The sequence below is a fragment of the Microlunatus soli genome, from assembly GCF_900105385.1.
Taxonomy (GTDB): domain Bacteria; phylum Actinomycetota; class Actinomycetes; order Propionibacteriales; family Propionibacteriaceae; genus Microlunatus; species Microlunatus soli.
Window position 1 is genome coordinate 2,172,635 of sequence record NZ_LT629772.1, and the last position, 17,204, is coordinate 2,189,838.

15 protein-coding genes are annotated in these 17,204 nt (G+C 67.5%); 6 read left to right on the forward strand and 9 right to left on the reverse strand.

Annotated features, from left to right (window positions below; genetic code table 11):
• Window positions 1-1,293: an ArsB/NhaD family transporter gene (locus BLU38_RS10145; RefSeq protein WP_091523884.1), complete on the reverse strand. Its 1,293-nt coding sequence runs from the start codon at window positions 1,291-1,293 to the stop codon at window positions 1-3.
• Window positions 1,290-1,856, reverse strand: coding sequence for a hypothetical protein (locus BLU38_RS10150; RefSeq protein ID WP_091523886.1), 567 nt, complete (start codon window positions 1,854-1,856; stop codon window positions 1,290-1,292). Before BLU38_RS10150 ends, BLU38_RS10145 begins: the two co-directional genes overlap by 4 nt.
• A gap of 172 nt (window positions 1,857-2,028) precedes the next feature.
• Between BLU38_RS10150 and BLU38_RS10155 the strand changes: the two genes are divergently transcribed.
• Together BLU38_RS10155 and BLU38_RS10160 are read left to right on the forward strand one after the other, a co-directional pair.
• Window positions 2,029-3,066: a sensor histidine kinase gene (locus BLU38_RS10155; protein ID WP_231920266.1), complete on the forward strand. Its 1,038-nt coding sequence runs from the start codon at window positions 2,029-2,031 to the stop codon at window positions 3,064-3,066.
• Entirely contained in the window at window positions 3,063-3,764 is a 702-nt protein-coding gene (locus BLU38_RS10160) for a response regulator (RefSeq protein WP_091523893.1), read from the forward strand. The genes BLU38_RS10155 and BLU38_RS10160 overlap by 4 nt, the downstream gene beginning before the upstream one ends.
• A gap of 498 nt (window positions 3,765-4,262) precedes the next feature.
• On the opposite strand, the gene BLU38_RS10165 is transcribed toward BLU38_RS10160, so the two are convergent.
• Complete coding sequence (locus tag BLU38_RS10165; protein ID WP_091532225.1) at window positions 4,263-6,788, reverse strand: ATP-dependent Clp protease ATP-binding subunit; 2,526 nt, start codon at window positions 6,786-6,788, stop codon at window positions 4,263-4,265.
• Window positions 6,789-7,420: 632 nt separating this feature from the next.
• Window positions 7,421-7,744: a histone-like nucleoid-structuring protein Lsr2 gene (locus BLU38_RS10170; RefSeq protein ID WP_091523897.1), complete on the reverse strand. Its 324-nt coding sequence runs from the start codon at window positions 7,742-7,744 to the stop codon at window positions 7,421-7,423.
• Window positions 7,745-7,940: 196 nt separating this feature from the next.
• Here BLU38_RS10170 and BLU38_RS10175 point away from each other — a divergent pair, with 196 nt between their 5' ends.
• From BLU38_RS10175 to BLU38_RS10190, 4 genes are all read left to right on the forward strand, one after another.
• The gene (locus BLU38_RS10175) at window positions 7,941-8,948 is read left to right on the forward strand and encodes an SAM-dependent methyltransferase (protein ID WP_091523901.1); all 1,008 of its coding nucleotides are present in this window, start codon (window positions 7,941-7,943) and stop codon (window positions 8,946-8,948) included.
• A 128-nt stretch (window positions 8,949-9,076) separates the two neighbouring features.
• The gene (locus BLU38_RS10180; protein ID WP_091523905.1) at window positions 9,077-10,273 is read left to right on the forward strand and encodes an NADH-quinone oxidoreductase subunit D-related protein; all 1,197 of its coding nucleotides are present in this window, start codon (window positions 9,077-9,079) and stop codon (window positions 10,271-10,273) included.
• Window positions 10,274-10,569: 296 nt separating this feature from the next.
• Complete coding sequence (locus tag BLU38_RS10185) at window positions 10,570-11,964, forward strand: threonine/serine exporter family protein (protein WP_231920267.1); 1,395 nt, start codon at window positions 10,570-10,572, stop codon at window positions 11,962-11,964.
• A 141-nt stretch (window positions 11,965-12,105) separates the two neighbouring features.
• Window positions 12,106-12,585 carry a PaaI family thioesterase gene (locus BLU38_RS10190; protein ID WP_197680063.1) on the forward strand — a complete coding sequence of 160 codons (480 nt, stop codon included), beginning with the start codon at window positions 12,106-12,108 and terminating at the stop codon, window positions 12,583-12,585.
• Window positions 12,586-13,021: 436 nt separating this feature from the next.
• Here the strand turns inward: BLU38_RS10190 and BLU38_RS10195 are convergent, their stop codons facing one another.
• From BLU38_RS10195 to folP, 5 genes are all read right to left on the reverse strand, one after another.
• On the reverse strand, window positions 13,022-13,708 hold the full coding sequence (locus tag BLU38_RS10195) for a hypothetical protein (RefSeq protein ID WP_091523911.1): 687 nt from the start codon (window positions 13,706-13,708) through the stop codon (window positions 13,022-13,024).
• A gap of 189 nt (window positions 13,709-13,897) precedes the next feature.
• The gene (locus BLU38_RS10200) at window positions 13,898-14,329 is read right to left on the reverse strand and encodes a DUF3180 domain-containing protein (protein ID WP_157683347.1); all 432 of its coding nucleotides are present in this window, start codon (window positions 14,327-14,329) and stop codon (window positions 13,898-13,900) included.
• 152 nt (window positions 14,330-14,481) lie between these two features.
• On the reverse strand, window positions 14,482-15,042 hold the full coding sequence (folK, locus tag BLU38_RS10205) for a 2-amino-4-hydroxy-6-hydroxymethyldihydropteridine diphosphokinase (RefSeq protein WP_231920268.1): 561 nt from the start codon (window positions 15,040-15,042) through the stop codon (window positions 14,482-14,484).
• The gene (gene folB / locus BLU38_RS10210; protein ID WP_231920269.1) at window positions 15,035-15,514 is read right to left on the reverse strand and encodes a dihydroneopterin aldolase; all 480 of its coding nucleotides are present in this window, start codon (window positions 15,512-15,514) and stop codon (window positions 15,035-15,037) included. The genes folK and folB overlap by 8 nt, the downstream gene beginning before the upstream one ends.
• A gap of 532 nt (window positions 15,515-16,046) precedes the next feature.
• Window positions 16,047-16,862, reverse strand: coding sequence for a dihydropteroate synthase (gene folP, locus BLU38_RS10215; RefSeq protein WP_091532228.1), 816 nt, complete (start codon window positions 16,860-16,862; stop codon window positions 16,047-16,049).
• Between the last annotated feature and the right edge of the window lie 342 nt (window positions 16,863-17,204).

Here is a 17,204-nt window from a genome sequence, read left to right on the forward strand (position 1 = left end):
TCACGCCAGCACGAAGTAGCGCAACCAGACGTACACCCAGGCGACCGCGAGGGTCGCAGCCGTCACCACGATGCCGTAGCGGGTGAACTGCCAGAAGCTGATCGGCTCACCCGCTTTGGCAGCGATCCCGAGCACCACCACATTGGCACCGGCGGCCACCGCTGTCGCATTGCCGGCAAGATCGGCACCGAACACGAACGCCCACCAGAGCGGGCTGTCGGCGCCGCTCAGGTCGGTCGACGCGACCATCTGCTCCACGATCGGCACCATCGCCGCGGTGTAGGGGATGTTGTCGACGAACGCGCCGACAACGGCCGAGCCGAACAACAGCACCGTCGCACCGAGCAATTGGTCACCGGCCATCAGTCCGGCAGCCACATGCCCGAGCTGCCCGATCACGCCGACCTCGACCAACCCACCGACCAGGACGAACAGCGCCATGAAGAACGCCAGCGTCGACCACTCGACATCGGCCATGAACTCCTTGGGCTGGGTCCGGGACACCACAACCATCGCACCGGCACCCAACATCGCCACGACGGACGGATCGAAGTGCGAGACCGTGTGCAGGGCGAACGCGATCATCACCGCACCGAGCACGACCAGGCAGCGGATCAGCAGCCCTTTGTCGGTGATCGCATCGGTCGGCCGGACCGAGCTCAACTCCCGTTCGATGTCGACGTCGGTGTGCAGCTGGTCTCGGAACAGCCGGCGGAGCAGGAAGACCAGTCCGATCATCAGGATCACCGTCAGCGGCAGCGCGTGGATCAGGAAGTCGTCGAAGGTGAGGCCTGCTCGGCTGCCGATGATGATGTTGGGCGGATCACCGATCAGCGTCGAGGTGCCGCCGACATTGGCGGCCAGCACCTGGCTGATCAGGAACGGGGCCGACGGCAGCCCGAGCCGGCGGCACACCGACAGTGTGACCGGAGCGATCAGCAGCACCGTGGTGACGTTGTCCAGGATCGGGGAGAACACCGCAGTGACCAACACCAACAAGATCATCAGTCGGACCGGACGGCCGCGCGATGCACGCGCGGCCCACAGTGCCATGAACTCGAACAGACCGGTCCGCCGCAACACACTGACGATGATCATCATCCCGAACAGCAGGAAGATCACATTCCAGTCGACGCCGGTCTCGTGACTGAAGAAGGCCGAGTCGGCGCTGACCAGCCCGATCACCGTCATGGCGGCGACACCACCCAGTGCCGCCGCCACCCGGTGCACCTTCTCGGTGGCGATCAGTGCGTAGCTGATCAGGAAGATCGCCACGGCAACGACGGTGATCATCTTCTGCCCTCCACCCGGTCGCCGAGCAACACCTCGATCTCAGCGATCACGGCAGAGTTGATCTTCGTCCCGGAGTCGAGCCGACGGTCCTCCAGCACCGGCAACAGACCCCGTTCACCGTCCAACAGATCGTCCAGATCCCGTTCGGCAACGGCTTCCTCGACGATCATCGAGAGCTCCTCGACGGCTACCCCGACCGGCTCGGCGTAGGCCGCGCCGATCTGCGGCGGGGACAGTCCCAGCGTGACCTCGGCGAGCACCCTGACCTCGGCGCCGTCGTCGGTCCGGGACCGGACCTGCAGCGCTTCGTCCACCGTGGTCGTCGGCCAGCCGACCACCTGGTCACGTCCCGGCAGAACGACGACGAGCCGTCCGCGCGGCGTACGACGGACCACGCCACGCCGCAGCACCACCAGCCGGTGACCGGCCGGCACCAGCCGGATCGTGCCGATCGACAGCAGCACCAGCACGATGATGACGATCAGCAGCAGTGCCCGTTCCTCGGAGCCGTCCAGCAGGTGCTCGGCGGGATGGGTCGACTGGAGTGTCGAGGGTGGCAGCATCCAGACCTCCTCCGGGCAGGGTCACGTGTCTGGCGCCGGGAGATCCGGCGCCGGTTGTCGTGACGATGTATCCATGAGTCAACGTGATCGACGGCCGTTCCTGAATGGGTGCTGCCACCCATTCAGGAGCCGGCGCTGGCCGGAGATGCTGGGCGATGGGAGGCTGGCGGGTATGGGTAGGCATCAGCTGTCGCTGTATTGGAAGGTCTGTCTGACCAACGGCGTGGTCTTCCTGCTCGGTTCGCTCGCGCTGGCCTTCTCACCGATGCGGGTCTCGGAGCAGGTGTTGTTGTCCGAGGCGGTCGTGCTCGCGGTCGGTCTGGGCGCGATGTTCGCGCTGAACGCGCTACTTCTGCGGCTCAGTCTGGCTCCGGTCGACAAGGTGATCCGGCAGATGGACGCGATCAGGATGCCCGAGCCGGGCCATCGACTGGACGTGCCGGCATCGCGGTCGGGAGCTCGACTGGTCCGCAGCTACAACGCGATGCTGGGTCGGCTGGAGTCCGAACGCAGCACCAGCAACGCCAACGCGTTGGCCGCCCAGGAGGCCGAACGACACCGGATCGCCCAGGAGTTGCACGACGAGATCGGACAGAACCTGACCGTCGTCCTGCTCGGTCTCAAACAGCTCGAGTCGCGGATCCCCGACGACCTCACCGACGAACTCTCACTGATCCGGGAGTCGGCCCGGACCGGACTGGACGACGTCCGCCGGGTGGCGCGCCGACTCCGACCTGGCGTACTGGAGGATCTTGGACTGCACAGCGCACTGGCCGCCCTCTGCACCGACCTGACGACGGTCGGGCCGCTGCAGGTCCGCCGCATCTTCGGCCGTGGTCTGCCGCAGCTCAACCATCAGACCGAGCTGGTGATCTACCGGATCGCCCAAGAGGCGTTGACCAACGTCGCCCGACACGCGCAGGCCAACAACGTGACCTTGTCGCTGACCAAGATCGGAGACAACGCAGTGTTGGAGGTGACCGACGACGGACGCGGAGGCGCCGAGATCGTCCCCGGTTCGGGGATCGGCGGGATGCGGGAGCGTGCGCTGCTGATCGGGGCCGACCTGATGATCACGTCGGCCCCGCGGCAGGGCACCGAGATCCGCCTCACCGTGCCGCTCGCGTCCGCCACCACGCCGGACCCCGCGCTGAGCATCCAGACCGACGACGTCTCCGCTGCGGCGGCCGGACACCAGGAGGACTCATGATCAGTCGAGAGCCGTACGGTCCGGACAATCCGATCCGGATCGTGCTGGCCGATGATCATCAACTGGTCCGTCGCGGGATCCGGTTGATCTTGGAATCGGAACCGGATCTCAAGGTTGTCGGTGAGGCGTCGGACGGCGCCGAGGTGGTTGCCCTGCTGCGCGATCTGGACTGCGACCTGGTGATCTTGGACGTGTCGATGCCACGGATGACCGGGCTGCAGGCGGCCCGGGAGATCGCCCGCCGGACCGGAGGAAGTGCGCTCAAACCGTCCGAGGGTCCACGGTTGTTGATGTTGTCGATGCACGACAACGAGCAGTATTTCTTCTCCTCGCTGCAGGCCGGTGCCAGTGGCTATGTACTCAAGTCGGTGGCCGACGAGGATCTGGTCGGTGCCTGCCGGGCGGCGATCCGCGACGAGACGTTCGTCTACCCGGGGGCGATGCGGGCCCTGGTCCGCGACTACCTGGGACGGATCTCCCGTGGCGAGCAGGTGCCCGACACGCTGCTCACGCCGAGGGAGGACGAGGTACTCAAGTTGATCGCCGAGGGCTACCCGTCCAGGGAGATCGCCGAGACCCTGGTGATCAGCATCAAGACCGTCGAACGACATCGCGCCAACATCATGTCCAAACTCGGCATGCGGGACCGGACCCAGGTCACCCGGTACGCGATCCGCGCCGGCCTGATCGAGCCCTGATCGCCGCCCCGCGCCGTCCGCCGCCCCGCTACGCCCGCTGCCCTGCTTCGCCCGAACCGCAGCTCGCGGGGGCGATTTGGTAACACGTACTGCGACCTGACCCCGCCACGACGCATCCCAGGGGCGATCTCGTACCACGTGCTGCCACCTGACCCCACCCACGCCCCAAGGGCGAATTCGTACCACGTGCTGCCACCTGACCCCATCCACACCCCAAGGGCGAATTCGTGCCACGTGCCGCCACCTGACGGACGTGTGCGCCGAAGCCGAGTGTCGATCGCCGGACTCGGACGGAACTCCACACGTGATGCCAAATCGCCCCCGAGGACACACACCCAGGGACCGAACGCCACACGTGTTACCGAATCGCCCCTGGCTGCGGTAGTGGACTGCGTGCGGTAGTGGTGCCGCGTTGCTGACCACTCAGGGCGGCGACCGGACTGCGGCCCCGCCGATGATCATCGACGGGGCCGCAGCCTGGGTGTTATCGGGTGAGGGTCAGGAGGCGTTGCTCTCCGTACCCTCGTCGGGGCCTGCACCGACCGACACCGGGGTGTCGGGCACCTCGGCGCGCGGCGTACCGGTGAAGGTGAACGGATCCTCGGAGCCTTCGGGAGCGACGTCGACGACGACGATCTCGCCGGCCTTCAACTCGTCGAAGAGGATCTTCTCGGCCAGCACGTCCTCCACATCGCGTTGCAGCGCACGACGCAGCGGGCGGGCACCCAGGACCGGATCGAAGCCCCGCTTGGCGACCAATTGCTTGGCGGCCGGCGTCAGCTCGATGTCCATGTCCTTGTCCTTCAACCGCTCCTCGATCTCGTTGACCATCAGATCGACGATCTTGACGATGTCGTCCATGCCGTGCTGGCGGAAGACGATGATCTCGTCGACGCGGTTCAGGAACTCCGGACGGAAGTGCTGCTTGAGCTCGTCGGAGACCTTGGCCTTCATCTTCTCGTAGCTGCCCTCGGCGTCGCCGGCCTGGGAGAAGCCCAACGTGACGCTCTTGGCGATGTCGCGGGTACCGAGGTTCGTGGTCATCACGATCACGGTGTTCTTGAAGTCCACGACCCGGCCCTGGGCGTCGGTCAGACGACCCTCGTCCAGGATCTGCAGCAGCGAGTTGAAGATGTCCGGGTGTGCCTTCTCGATCTCGTCGAACAGCACCACCGAGAACGGCTTGCGCCGCACCTTCTCGGTCAGCTGGCCACCCTCTTCGTAGCCGACGTAGCCGGGCGGCGAGCCGAACAGCCGGGAAGCGGTGTGCTTCTCGGAGTATTCGCTCATGTCGAGGGTGATCATGGCGTCCTCGTCCTCGAACAAGAACTCGGTGAGCGCCTTGGTCAGCTCGGTCTTACCGACACCGGACGGGCCGGCGAAGATGAACGAGCCACTCGGCCGCTTCGGATCCTTCAGCCCGGCACGGGTACGCCGGATCGACCGGGACAGTGCCTTGACCGCATCGTCCTGACCGACGTAGCGCTTGGCGATCTCCTGCTCCATCCGCAGCAGTCGCGAGGACTCCTCCTCGGTCAGCTTGAAGACCGGGATGCCGGTGGTCGTGGACAGCACCTCGGCGATGATCTCCTCATCGACCTCGGCGACGGCGTCCAGGTCACCCTGCTTCCACTGCGACTCGCGCTCGGCCCGCTGCGCCAGCAGCTTCTTCTCGTCGTCCCGCAGCCCGGCGGCACGCTCGAAGTCCTGGGCGTCGATCGCGGCTTCCTTCTCCAACCGGACTGCAGCGATCTTCTCGTCGAATTCGCGCAGGTCCGGCGGAGCCGTCATCCGACGGATCCGCAACCGGGCACCGGCCTCGTCGATCAGGTCGATCGCCTTGTCCGGCAGGAACCGGTCGGAGATGTAGCGGTCTGCCATCCGGGCCGCACCGACCAGCGCCTCGTCGGTGATGGTGATCCGGTGATGCGCCTCGTAGCGGTCACGCAGGCCACGCAGGATGTCGATGGTCAGCGCGATCGACGGCTCGGCCACCTGGATCGGCTGGAACCGGCGCTCCAGGGCGGCGTCCTTCTCGACGTACTTGCGGTATTCGTCGAGCGTGGTGGCGCCGATCGTCTGCAGCTCGCCACGGGCCAGCATCGGCTTCAGGATGCTGGCGGCGTCGATCGCACCCTCGGCGGCACCGGCACCCACCAGGGTGTGGATCTCGTCGATGAAGAGCACCACGTCGCCGCGGGTCTTGATCTCCTTGAGGACCTTGCGGAGCCGTTCCTCGAAATCACCGCGGTAACGCGAACCGGCGACCAGGGCACCCAGATCAAGGGTGTAGATCTGCTTGTCGCGCAGCGTCTCGGGAACGTCGCCACGGACGATCGACTGGGCCAGGCCCTCGACGACCGCGGTCTTTCCGACACCCGGGTCGCCGATCAGCACCGGGTTGTTCTTGGTCCGCCGGGAAAGAACGGTCATCACCCGTTCGATCTCGGTCTCGCGACCGATCACCGGGTCCAACTTGTTCTCCCGGGCGGCCTGGGTCAGATTGCGGCCGAATTGGTCCAGCACCATCGACGACGATGGCGCATTCCCCTGTTCGGGTGCACCGGAGGTGGCCGCTTCCTTGCCCTGGAATCCGCTCAGCAACTGCAGCACGGTCTGCCGGACCCGATTCAGGTCGGCACCGAGCTTGACCAGCACCTGGGCGGCAACACCTTCACCTTCGCGGATCAATCCGAGCAGGATGTGCTCGGTCCCGATGTAGGAATGGTTGATCTGCAAGGCTTCCCGCAGGCTCAGCTCAAGAACCTTCTTGGCGCGCGGGGTGAACGGAATGTGCCCGCTCGGGCTCTCATGTCCGTGACCGATGATCTCTTCGACCTTCTCACGAACGGCTTCGAGCGAAATACCCATGGACTCCAGCGCCTTGGCAGCGACGCCTTCACCCTCATGGATCAGCCCGAGCAGAATGTGCTCCGTGCCGATGTAGTTGTGGTTCAGCATCCGGGCCTCTTCTTGGGCCAAAACAACGACCCGGCGTGCTCGGTCGGTAAAACGCTCAAACATTTGCGGTTCTCCTCGCTGGTGATGCAGCTCGACCCGGTCCGGGGTGCGCGGCTCAAGCCACGAGCCCTGGCGCCGGGTCACATCGCAGTCAACTCTAGTCGCCGAACGGCCGGACAGCTTGATGCCGATCATCGGATGGCCGACACCATCCGACGAGATTGCACCGCTGCTGGCGATCACGTCGCCGGATCGGACGATGATGGCCAACAGATGACGGATAACTCCGCCGATCGATCGACTCGACACCGTGCACAACCGCCGTCGGCGGGTCGGTGTTCCGGTTCCTCCGGCCCAGCCAGTTCGCTATCAGCGAAGCGATTCGCGGCGCCGGCGCCCTCCCGAACCGCCGATCGGGCCCATCTCGCTGCGCCCGCCGGGTCGGCGGGCCGTACGGAGGTCCGGGACGGGCAGGGTCGCGGGCGCATCGCTCCGCCCCTCGGGAGTCGCCTCGAATCGGGGCCCTCGAATGTGCAATGGCATTCGTGATCTGTTCGACAACGCGTCGAATATCTTCATCGTCGATAGCGACCGGGTTGGACAAAAACATTGGGCGCCGGGTGTGTCCGCACCCGACGCCCTTGTTTAGGAGAACCGAACCGAGTCGGCAGATCGGCTCGGTCACCCGTGTTTGTTTAGCTGTGTGCCTTTGCGTACGCCTCGCGCACCTCCGCCGGAACCCGACCGCGAGCCGACACCTGCATCCCGTTGTCCTGTGCCCAAGCACGGATTTCTGCAGAACCGGGGCCCGACGCCTGGCGTGCGCCACGCCGTCCGCGGCGTCCGCCGGTCTTCCGCGCACTGGCGACCCATGGTGCCAGTGCGTCACGCAACTTTGCTGCGTTGTCGCCGGACAGATCGATCTCGTAATCGGCCCCATCCAGGCCGAACGCAACCGTCTCGTCGGCTTCGCCGCCGTCAAAATCATCCTCGAGAATGATCTGAACGCGTTGTGCCATGTTGCACTTCCTCCTTCTGCACGCGAGGTAATCCCCCTACGAAGACCTTACCGGAGCGATCGGTCCGTTCATCGTGCGGAGGTCAATTAATGCTCTGCAGATCTGCAGTTCTCTCCATTCTTCAAGTGGTTCACAGGTCGATCGCCGTTAGCGCCCTCTCGATCGAGTGCCCGATGCCGGCGATAATGGATGTGCAATGCCTTCCGAATCAGTGACACCTCGACCGTGGTACGACGCGTGGATCGATGCGGCGACCGGCCGGACGGGATTCTGGGGACGCTCCCGGCCGGATGACCATTTCCGGACCGCCTCGCAGTCATCGGTGTTCGTCGAAGCGGTGTCGGAGTTGCTGGCGAGTGGACCGTACGCCGATTTCGGGACCGTCGTGGAGATCGGCGCCGGGGACGGGTGGTTGCTCGACGGGCTGCGCAGTAGAGATCCGGACCGCCGCTTCGTCGGTGTGGACCTCCGCCCGAGGCCGGACGGACTCGGAGTCGACTGGTGCACCGGAGCGTGGGACGTCCGCACCGACAGCTGGCAGTCCTCGGTCGCCGACCTGCTCGGAACGCTGCCGAGCCCGACCATGATCATCTGTGCCGAGTGGCTGGACGATCTGCCCTGCCCGATCGTCGCCCCGACCTCCGGTGGACGGCAGGGGCCGGACTGGCGAGCTGTACAGGTCGGTCCGGACGGTTCGGAGTCTTTGGGGGGCCCGGTCGCCGAGGAGGACGCCCGCTGGCTGCAACGCTGGTGGCCGGCCGTCACCGACGGCTCGTTGCCGATGCCGCGACGGGCCGAGTCCGGGCGGACCCGGGACAGCGCCTGGGCGACCGTGATCCGAGCCCTGCGGCGCTCCGGTGGCGCGGCTCTGATGATCGACTACGGACACCTGCGGGCCGCTCGGCCGCCGGCCGGCACCCTGACCGGCTTCGTTGCCGGCCGTCAGGTCCCGGCACGGCCGGACCCGGCGATCAATCTGACCGCCCACGTCGCGGTCGACGCGGTCGCGGCGGCCGGCGAACGGGCCGGAGCCCGGACCAGCTTCCTGATCGACCAGCGAACCGCGGTCCGGCGATTCCTGCCCGATCCTCGGCCAACGGGTCCGGACCCGTTGGCCGAGCTGCAACGACGCGGTGAACAGCGGATGCTGACCGCGACTCTCGGCAGTCACTATTGGCTGCTGCAGGACGTCCCGTCCCCGTAGCCGCACCGATAGCAGCCCGGTCGGATGATGATCAGCGGCGACCGCCGCCCGGCGGCAGAGGGCTGTGACTCAGCGGTGAGCCGCGGGCCGAGTTCGGTTGTCGACCGAGGCTTGGGCAGACTGCTGCCATGACCGACGCAGCGACCGAGCATCTGCGCGTACTGATCGGCTCGCCGGCGATCGGCACCGTCGCCACACCCGAGCCGCACGGCGTGCTGTTGCTCGATCTCGGCGCCGACCATCCCAGCCGCGCCGGGCTGTTGGAGCTGCGGATCTGGCGCGGCAGCGATGCAGCCGGAACCGGCGTCGTCGAGCGCGCCGAGGTCGTGGTCGGGGCGATGCATCGCGGCGTGGAGAAACTGTACGAGGTGCGGGACTACCGGCAGATCCTGATGTTGGCCGACCGGCACGACTGGCAGGCACCGGCGGCTGCCGAGTTGTCGATCGCGTTGGCCTGTGAACGGCTGCTCGGTTTGCAGGTTCCCGAACGGGCGACCTGGCTGCGGACCCTGCTCGCCGAGCACACCCGGCTGCTCAGCCATCTGGGTTTCCTCGGCTACCTGTGGCACCGCACCGGTGACAGCTCGCCGGTCCACGAACTGCGTGAACGGCTCCGCAACCTGCTGCAACGGTGGACCGGCAACCGGGTCCATCCGATGATCAACCGACTCGGTGGCCTGGCCGCCGACGTCGACGACGGCTGGCTGGACGATGAGGCCGCGCTGATGATCATGGTCCGCAGCGTTGCCGACGCCGCCGCGCAGTTGCTTGCCGAGCCAGGACTGTCGGCCGGTTCGGCAGCGATCCCGGCCCTGACCCCGGCCCTGATCAGCGAGTACGGGGTCAGCGGCCCGGCGGCCCGCGCGGCGGGAGTCGATCTTGATCTTCGACGGGATCAGCCCTATCTCTGCTATGCCGAGCTGCGGGCCGAGCTGACCGACCAGCACGGTCTGGCAGCCGAGCTGCCAGCCGGCACGGCGGCGGCGCGACTGGCGACCATGATCGACGAGCTGCGCAACAGCGCGACCATGATCAACACGATGACGCAGCGACTGCGCGCCATCCCAGGACCGGTCGGTGTCCGGCTCGCCAAGATCGTCAAGCTCCCCGAGGGTGAGATCTACGCCGCGACCGAGGCGCCGCTCGGAATGGCCGGCTGTTATGTCGTCTCTCGTGGCGAGAAGACGCCATGGCGGCTGAAATTGCGGACCCCGAGCTTCAACAACGTGTCAGCGCTCGAAGCGATGTTGCCGGGTTGCCCGGTATCGGAACTGGAACTTGCGCTGGCCTCGGTGGGATACGTGGTCGGCGACATCGACAAGTGAGCCGCGGCATCGGACGGGCCGGCACGAACGTCCGTCTGCTCAGTCGTCAGAACTGCTGTGCAGCAGTTCGAAGGCTGTTCAGCAGCTCGGCTGCCTGCCGATAGGCGGCCCGCTGCTCCACGATGCTGGGCCACACCGCACCTCGGTCGACGATCCGACACCACCCTGGCGTGGCATCGTCGATCATGAACGCGGGCCGGTGGTCGGATGATCTTCATAGTGCTGCCGGCACGCCCCGCTCACCGGCACGGACTCGGCGACGCCGGGAATCGACATGTTTCTGACAGACTGCCCTTGTGACAGAAGCGGATCCGGGTCACATCCCCAGCGAGGAGACGCTGCGCCAGCAGGAGACCCAAGAGACGATCAAGAGCCTCGATCTGACCCTTCGGGTCGGCGAAATGCTGCTCTCCAACGGCGCCGGTGCCGCCGACGTGGCCGCGACGATGGACTCCATCCTGCGACACCTCAGTCTCCGCGGCGCCGACGTCGATGTCACCTATACCGCTCTCACGGTCTCGCATCAGACCAGCCCGGACGAACCGACCCTGGTACGGCGCCGTACGGTGCAACAGCGCGATGTCGACTACGAGGACCTGACCAGCGTCGATCACCTCGTCACCGATCTGCTGCTGGGCCGGATCAACCGCGACGAGGCACGATCCGAGCTAGCGCAGATCACCTCCTCCGGACACGCGCGACCGCGCTGGGCGGTGATGCTCGGCTGGGGTGCGCTGGCGCTGGGGATCTCGATGCTGCTCGGCGGCGACCCGTACGTGATGATCATCGCGGTCATCTCCGGGATCGGGCTGGATCGGCTGCTCCGGGTGTTGTCGTTGGCCCGGCTGCCGTCGATCTATCAGCAGATGGCGGGCGGGCTGATGGCGACCGTGCTCGCGATCGTGGTCGCTGCCACCCCGATCCCGTTGAACCCGTCCGTGGTCGTCAGCGCCAGCATCATCGTGCTGCTGGCCGGGCTCGGTCTGATCGGTGCCGCCCAGGACGCCCTGACCGGTTTCTATCTGACCGCCAGCGCCCGCATCCTCGAGGTCTTGTTGTCGACCGTCGGGATCGTGATCGGAGTCAGTGGCGGGCTGGCCATCGGCAAGGTGATCGGCGTCCAGCTCTTCCTCGATCCCGGCGCGGCCGGTCTGTCCGACCTGCCGGTGATGCTGCTCGGGGCGGCGCTGTGTGCGACGGCGTTCGGGTATGTCTCCTACGCCCCGATCCGGTCGCTGATCCCGATCGGGCTGATCGCGGCGGTCGGTGCGGTGCTGTCCTACGTGCTGCAGGATCAGGGCTTCGGGCGGCCGTGGGCGGCGGCGGTCGCGGCGGTGGCGATCGGCGTGGTCGCCTACGGTGTCGCCGGCCGGGTCCGGGTGCCGCCGCTGGTGATCGTGGTCTCCGGCATCACCCCGTTCCTGCCCGGTTTGGCGATCTACCGAGCACTGACGCTGTTCACCGAGGGCGATTCGGCCGGCCTGGTCGACCTCGCCACTGCCGGTGCGGTCGCCATCGCCCTGGCCTCCGGCGCGATCCTCGGTGAGTACATCGCGCAGCCGCTGCGCCGGGAGGCCCGCAAGATGGAGAGCCGGCTCTCCGGTCCGCGGCTGGTCGGTCCGCTCCGGCTGCAGACGCTGCGGCGCCGCGCCAAGGAAGAACGTGAAGAGCGCGAGGAACGCGAGGAGTGAGCCCGGACGCCGGACGCCGTCGCCGCGGGTCCGGAACTTTGACGAGGAGCACAACAATGACCGAACGACGGTCCGACTCGGCGCGGACGCCGTACCGCCGGCCCGTCACGGTCAAGGCCGCCGATACGGATGGTCCTCGCCGTGGCTGACGGCGCGGCCCCGCGGAGCGGCCTGTTCTGGGCCAGCATCGAGGGTCGGGCGCCGGTCCCGCCCGCCGCCCGGACGCTCGGCTTCACCTTCCTGGAAGCCGATCCGGACAACGGGACCATCCGGCTCGAATTCGACGGGTCGCCGGACTTCACCAACCCGCGCGGAGAGATCCTCGGTGGCTTCCTGGCCGCGATGCTCTACGACACGGTCGGCCCGGCACTGCTCGCAACGATCGGCGCCAACGAATTCATCGAGACCGACGACTTGGCCGTCAGCTTCCACCACCCGGCCCGGCCGGGGACCATCACCGGTCACGGCGAGATCGTCGACCGCGACAATCGGCAGGTCTCGCTCGCGGCGCGGCTGTGGGACCACACCGGGACCCTGGTGGCTTCCGCAACCGCCCACGCCCGGGTCGTCCCGCTGCAACGACCCGAGGGTGTGGACAGGGATCGGCCCAAGACCGACTGAGCAGACCGGGTCGTCGGCGACGTAGACCTCCCCGTCCACTCGGCAGGCTCGTCCGCTCGTCAGAATTCCGGACACTCGGCCGCTTCCCCCACCCCGGTCCCAGCCATCACCGCCCGTCGCGCTGCGCGAATTCTGGACACTCGGCTACTTTTCCGCACCCACCCAGCCACGAGCCGCAGCCCGATGACGCGAATCTCGGACACTCGGCCGGTTTTCGAGCATCAGAGATCGGTCCGGACGGTCGCCGGCCCCGCCGACCGTGGGCGGCGGGCGGTACGGCGGCGACGGAGCCCCGAGACGTCCGGCAGCCGAACGGTTCGAGCAGCCCGCATCTCCTTCGACGCCGAAAGCAAAATCCACCGCCCGCGGCGAGGGACCGCGCGAACGGTGGATCTGTTGCAGAGCTGGGCGTCGGTGCCCCGACGGGCAAGGTGCCTCAGGCGTGCTTGCGCTGCGGCTCGACCTCGAGGTTGGGCATCGCGGTCTCGATCGCCCGCATGTCCACCACGGTCGGGTGCTCGTCGTCGGACCAGAGATCCTTGTCGTCCTTGGCGTCTTCGCTCTGGCCGGCCTTGGACTCGGACTTGTCGTCGGATCGTTCGATGTGCCGGGGCAGCGCGTGCACGTCACCGATCGGGTCGCTGATGGCTTCCAGGTCGAGGTCTGCTCGGAGCAGCTGGATCTCGGTGTTGCGGGAGCGTACGGTCTCACGCAGCCCGGCGATGGTGATCTCGCGGGACTTCAGCTGGCTGCGCAGACCGGCGTTGTCGCCGGTCAGCTCGGTGACCTTGGCGTTCAGCTCACCGATCCGGACCCGCTGCTTGGAGGACTGCTCAGCGGTGGCCTGAACCCGGTTGGTCAGCACCTCGACGACCTCGGCGTTGCGAGTGCGCTCGGTACTCAGGGCGGCTCCGTGGTCCTTGGTCATCTTCAGCAACCGGGACGCGTTCTCCCGACGCATCGCGCGGATGTGCCGGAAGGCCAGCAGCAGAGCGACGACCGCGGTGGTCACGGCCAGCCCGATGCCGACCCGGGTCACCGAGATCGGTCCGAAGGCTGCGGCCGCGCTGATCACCGCACCGCCGATCAGGACGAGCTGACTGGCGCGCAGGAGTTGGGGCATGGAGGCATGACGACGTGCTGGGGAAGGCGTGCTCACGGAACGAAATCTAACGACGGGAACCGCACGAACGGCGGCGCCACGCGGCGTACCGACCAATTCGTGACCGACGTCTCGGTGCCGGTCGACGCAGAACCCACTGACAACAGCAGTCACAGCGGCAACAACGGCACGTCGGGCCGCGCCGCCGGATCAGTCCTGCTTCTCGTCGTCGTCTCGGGGTGGGACCATGCAGGCCCGTTCGATCCGCAGCGCGGCAACGGTGATCGCGACGCCTCCGATCACCGCAACCATCGATCTGATCACCCGTTCCCGGGGTGCGTCGGTCTGCAGGTCACCGAGGAAGCGGACGGCAAAGCCGAGGTACCCGCCGGCCATCAACATCCCCAGCAGCGCGGCGGCCTTGCCGAGCGCGAGCCAGGCGACGGCCTGTCGGTCGTCCACCCGGATCCGGTTGACCTGCATCCGCTGATGCAGCACGTAGGCGATGCAGACCAGTACGGCGGCGGCCGCGAGCAACGTGATCGGCCCGGACCAGGCGACCCGGATCGGGATCCCGTCCCGGCCGCTGATGGCCGCGATCGACCAGCCGATCAGGGCCCCGACCAGGGCTCCGACCGCCAACAGTTGTTTGGATGTACGCCGCAGGTTGCCCTGCGGGCCGCCCCCACCCGAGTCCCGGCCCGGGTCCTCGTCGTTCGGGCGGCGGCCGTCACCGCCGCCGCGCCGAGGATCGGGATCGTCGGGGCGACCAGGGAGCTGGCTGTCGCGCAGTGTCAGTCCTCTTCGATGAGCAGGTCGTCACGCTTGACGACCGCGTGGTCGGACAGGTCCTGCACCAGCGGGGAGATCGGACCGCGTCCGGGCAGCTCGGCGGTCGGATCGATCTCGACCCAGGGCAGCAGCACGAAGCCGCGCTGGTGGGCCCGCGGATGCGGCAGCGTGAGGTCGTTCTGTTCGGTCTCGGTGGTGCCGACCATCACCAGGTCGACGTCCAACGTCCGCGGCGCGTTGGGCTCGGAGCGTTCCCGGCCGAACGCGTCTTCGATGGCTTGGGCGCGTTCCAGCAGGGTCCGCGGTTCCAGGGTGGTCTCCCCGACGATCACCAGGTTCAGGAATTCGGGGCTGTCCTCGGGCGCATCGACCGGCGCGGTCTCGTACACCGAGGAGATGTCGACGACGATCACGTCCGGGGTGTCCCGGATCGCGTCCACCGCACCCTGCAGATTGGCCAGCCGGTCGCCGAGGTTGGATCCCAGCGAGAACACCACCTTGCGTAGCGGTTTCATGCCGCTCAGGGTGTCGGCGTCGATCGCGTGGGGGTTGGGGCTAGTCACGAGTTCTGCTCCTTGTCAGCGTCACGGCCACATCGGCCACCTCTGCGTGCCGCTTCGCGGCGGTGATCACATCGATCGGCGCTTCGGGTTTGTGCACAGTGACCTCCACCGACTCGACCAGCGGTGAATCCAGGCAACTGCCCGCGATCCGGCCGGCCAGGGCTTCGATCAGGTTGAGTGGCGGGCCCTCGATGTCGGCCACGATCGCCTGGGCGAGCGTGCCGTAGTCGAGGGTGTCGGTCAGGTCGTCGCTCGCGGCAGCCCGCCCCAAGTCGAGCCAGCAGGTGACATCCACGACGAATCGCTGTCCATTCTCCCTTTCGAAGTCAAAAACGCCATGGTTGCCGAACCCTGAGATCCCACGCAGGCTGACCCTGTCCGTCACCGTCGTGGTGCGGTCGGGCATCGTCCTCGCGGCATCGGGCGCCGGCTCCCCCGCCATCGGCGCAGTGGCGCGATCGTCGACCGTCATGTCACCTCCTTCGCTTTGCCGTGAAGCCTAGAGCGCATCGACAAACGTGCTTCCGGACTCGGGTCGGGCGCAGCTTCGCGACCACACCCGAGTGATCTGAGTCTGCTGATCGGTCCGTCTGCCGTGCTGCGCAAGGCGACTCACGCAACTGGCCGACAGCTCGTTCAGCACCCTCTCGGACACCCGCTGAGCAACGGGCACCCGGGCGAGTCTTTCACAGCGACCCGACATTGATCATCCCCGACCCAGTCACCGGACAGCTCGGAACGGCCTTGTCGAACGCCATTGCGCTCGGTGCCGGGCGACCCCGGCGGGCCGGCGTGGTACGCCTCCGGACCGCTTGTTCCTCGGGTCCGAAGGCCCGTCCCGGACCGAGTCGTGCGTCGCGAGCCCCGCCGCAAGAGCAGCGACCGACAGCCGGCGGCCAACGCCCAGCGGTCTGCGGTCTGCGGTCTGCGGTCTGCGGAAACCATGAACAGCTGTTCTCGTCGTCCGCCGTCTCCTTGAGCGCTCGTAACGCGCCCTCAGCGGGCTATCCGCCCGACGTGAGCCGGTCCATCACGGCGATGGTGTCCCGACTCGGTCGTACGGTGTGCACCCGGACTCCCCAGATCCGGTGCTGCGCTGCCCAGCCGGTGAGCGCGGCGGAGGCGTCGTCGCGTTCCTTTGCCGGACGTGGCGTGCCGTCGTCGGCGGCCAGCAGCGTACCCAGGAAGCGTTTGCGGGACAGCCCCAACAGCAACGGTCGGCCGAGGGGGTCCAGCACGTCGAGACGTTGCAACAGGTCCCAGTTGTGTTCGCCGGTCTTGGCGAAGCCGAAGCCGGGGTCGAGGATCAGCCGGTCGGCGTCGACTCCGGCGGCAACCGCCTGCTCGATCTGCCGGGCCAGTTCGTCTCGGACCTCGGTCGCGACATCCTCGTAGTGCGCCCGGGACTGCATCGTCGCGGAGTGGCCGCGCCAGTGCATCAGTACGTAGGCACATTCCAGGTCGGCAGCCGTCGGGATCATCGCCGGGTCGGCCTGTCCGCCGGAGATGTCGTTGATCAGGGCCGCGCCGGCCCCGACCGCCGCACGCGCGACCGCCGCACGCATCGTGTCGACGCTGATCGCCACCGTCCCGGAACGGACCTCGGGGTCTGCGGCCAGTGCGGTGATCACCGGCAACACCCGGCGCTGTTCCTCCTGCTCGTCCACCCGGACGGCACCGGGTCGGGTCGACTCACCTCCGACGTCGACGATGTCGGCGCCCTCGGCGATCAACTCCCGGCCGTGCCGGATCGCCGCCTCATGATCGAACCAGTCGCCGCCGTCGGAGAACGAGTCCGGGGTCACGTTGACCACGCCCATCACCACCGTGCGGCCCGGCGCCGGCAGTCCCGGAACACTCACGAACCCGCTCACCCGCACAGCCTATTGCGCCGGTGCGATATTGCCGCGGGTCCGCCCGCCGAACCACGTCGTCAGCAGTTCCCGGCGTACCGATTCGCAGTGTCCGCGCTGCCGACACGCCGTCCTTGGACTCGGCACCTGCGTCGATATCGCCGTCAACAGGGCCAACATCCGGTCGCAGCACCCCGCGATGACTTTCGGCGCGACGCCCCAGCCTCGTGCCGTTGACCGCCGACGAACCGCTCGGCAACACGGCCGTCGAGCGGCGCTGGTCGGGGCGATCGGGCGATCGGGCGATCG

What these genes read in the sequence shown, in the direction of transcription:
- BLU38_RS10145 (WP_091523884.1), bottom strand. Translation starts at nt 1,293, where the DNA reads ATGATCACCGTCGTTGCCGTGGCGATCTTCCTGATCAGCTACGCACTG.
- BLU38_RS10150 (WP_091523886.1), bottom strand. Translation starts at nt 1,856, where the DNA reads ATGCTGCCACCCTCGACACTCCAGTCGACCCATCCCGCCGAGCACCTG.
- BLU38_RS10155 (WP_231920266.1), top strand. Translation starts at nt 2,029, where the DNA reads ATGGGTAGGCATCAGCTGTCGCTGTATTGGAAGGTCTGTCTGACCAAC.
- BLU38_RS10160 (WP_091523893.1), top strand. Translation starts at nt 3,063, where the DNA reads ATGATCAGTCGAGAGCCGTACGGTCCGGACAATCCGATCCGGATCGTG.
- BLU38_RS10165 (WP_091532225.1), bottom strand. Translation starts at nt 6,788, where the DNA reads ATGTTTGAGCGTTTTACCGACCGAGCACGCCGGGTCGTTGTTTTGGCC.
- BLU38_RS10170 (WP_091523897.1), bottom strand. Translation starts at nt 7,744, where the DNA reads ATGGCACAACGCGTTCAGATCATTCTCGAGGATGATTTTGACGGCGGC.
- BLU38_RS10175 (WP_091523901.1), top strand. Translation starts at nt 7,941, where the DNA reads ATGCCTTCCGAATCAGTGACACCTCGACCGTGGTACGACGCGTGGATC.
- BLU38_RS10180 (WP_091523905.1), top strand. Translation starts at nt 9,077, where the DNA reads ATGACCGACGCAGCGACCGAGCATCTGCGCGTACTGATCGGCTCGCCG.
- BLU38_RS10195 (WP_091523911.1), bottom strand. Translation starts at nt 13,708, where the DNA reads ATGCCCCAACTCCTGCGCGCCAGTCAGCTCGTCCTGATCGGCGGTGCG.
- folB (WP_231920269.1), bottom strand. Translation starts at nt 15,514, where the DNA reads ATGACGGTCGACGATCGCGCCACTGCGCCGATGGCGGGGGAGCCGGCG.
- folP (WP_091532228.1), bottom strand. Translation starts at nt 16,862, where the DNA reads ATGGGCGTGGTCAACGTGACCCCGGACTCGTTCTCCGACGGCGGCGAC.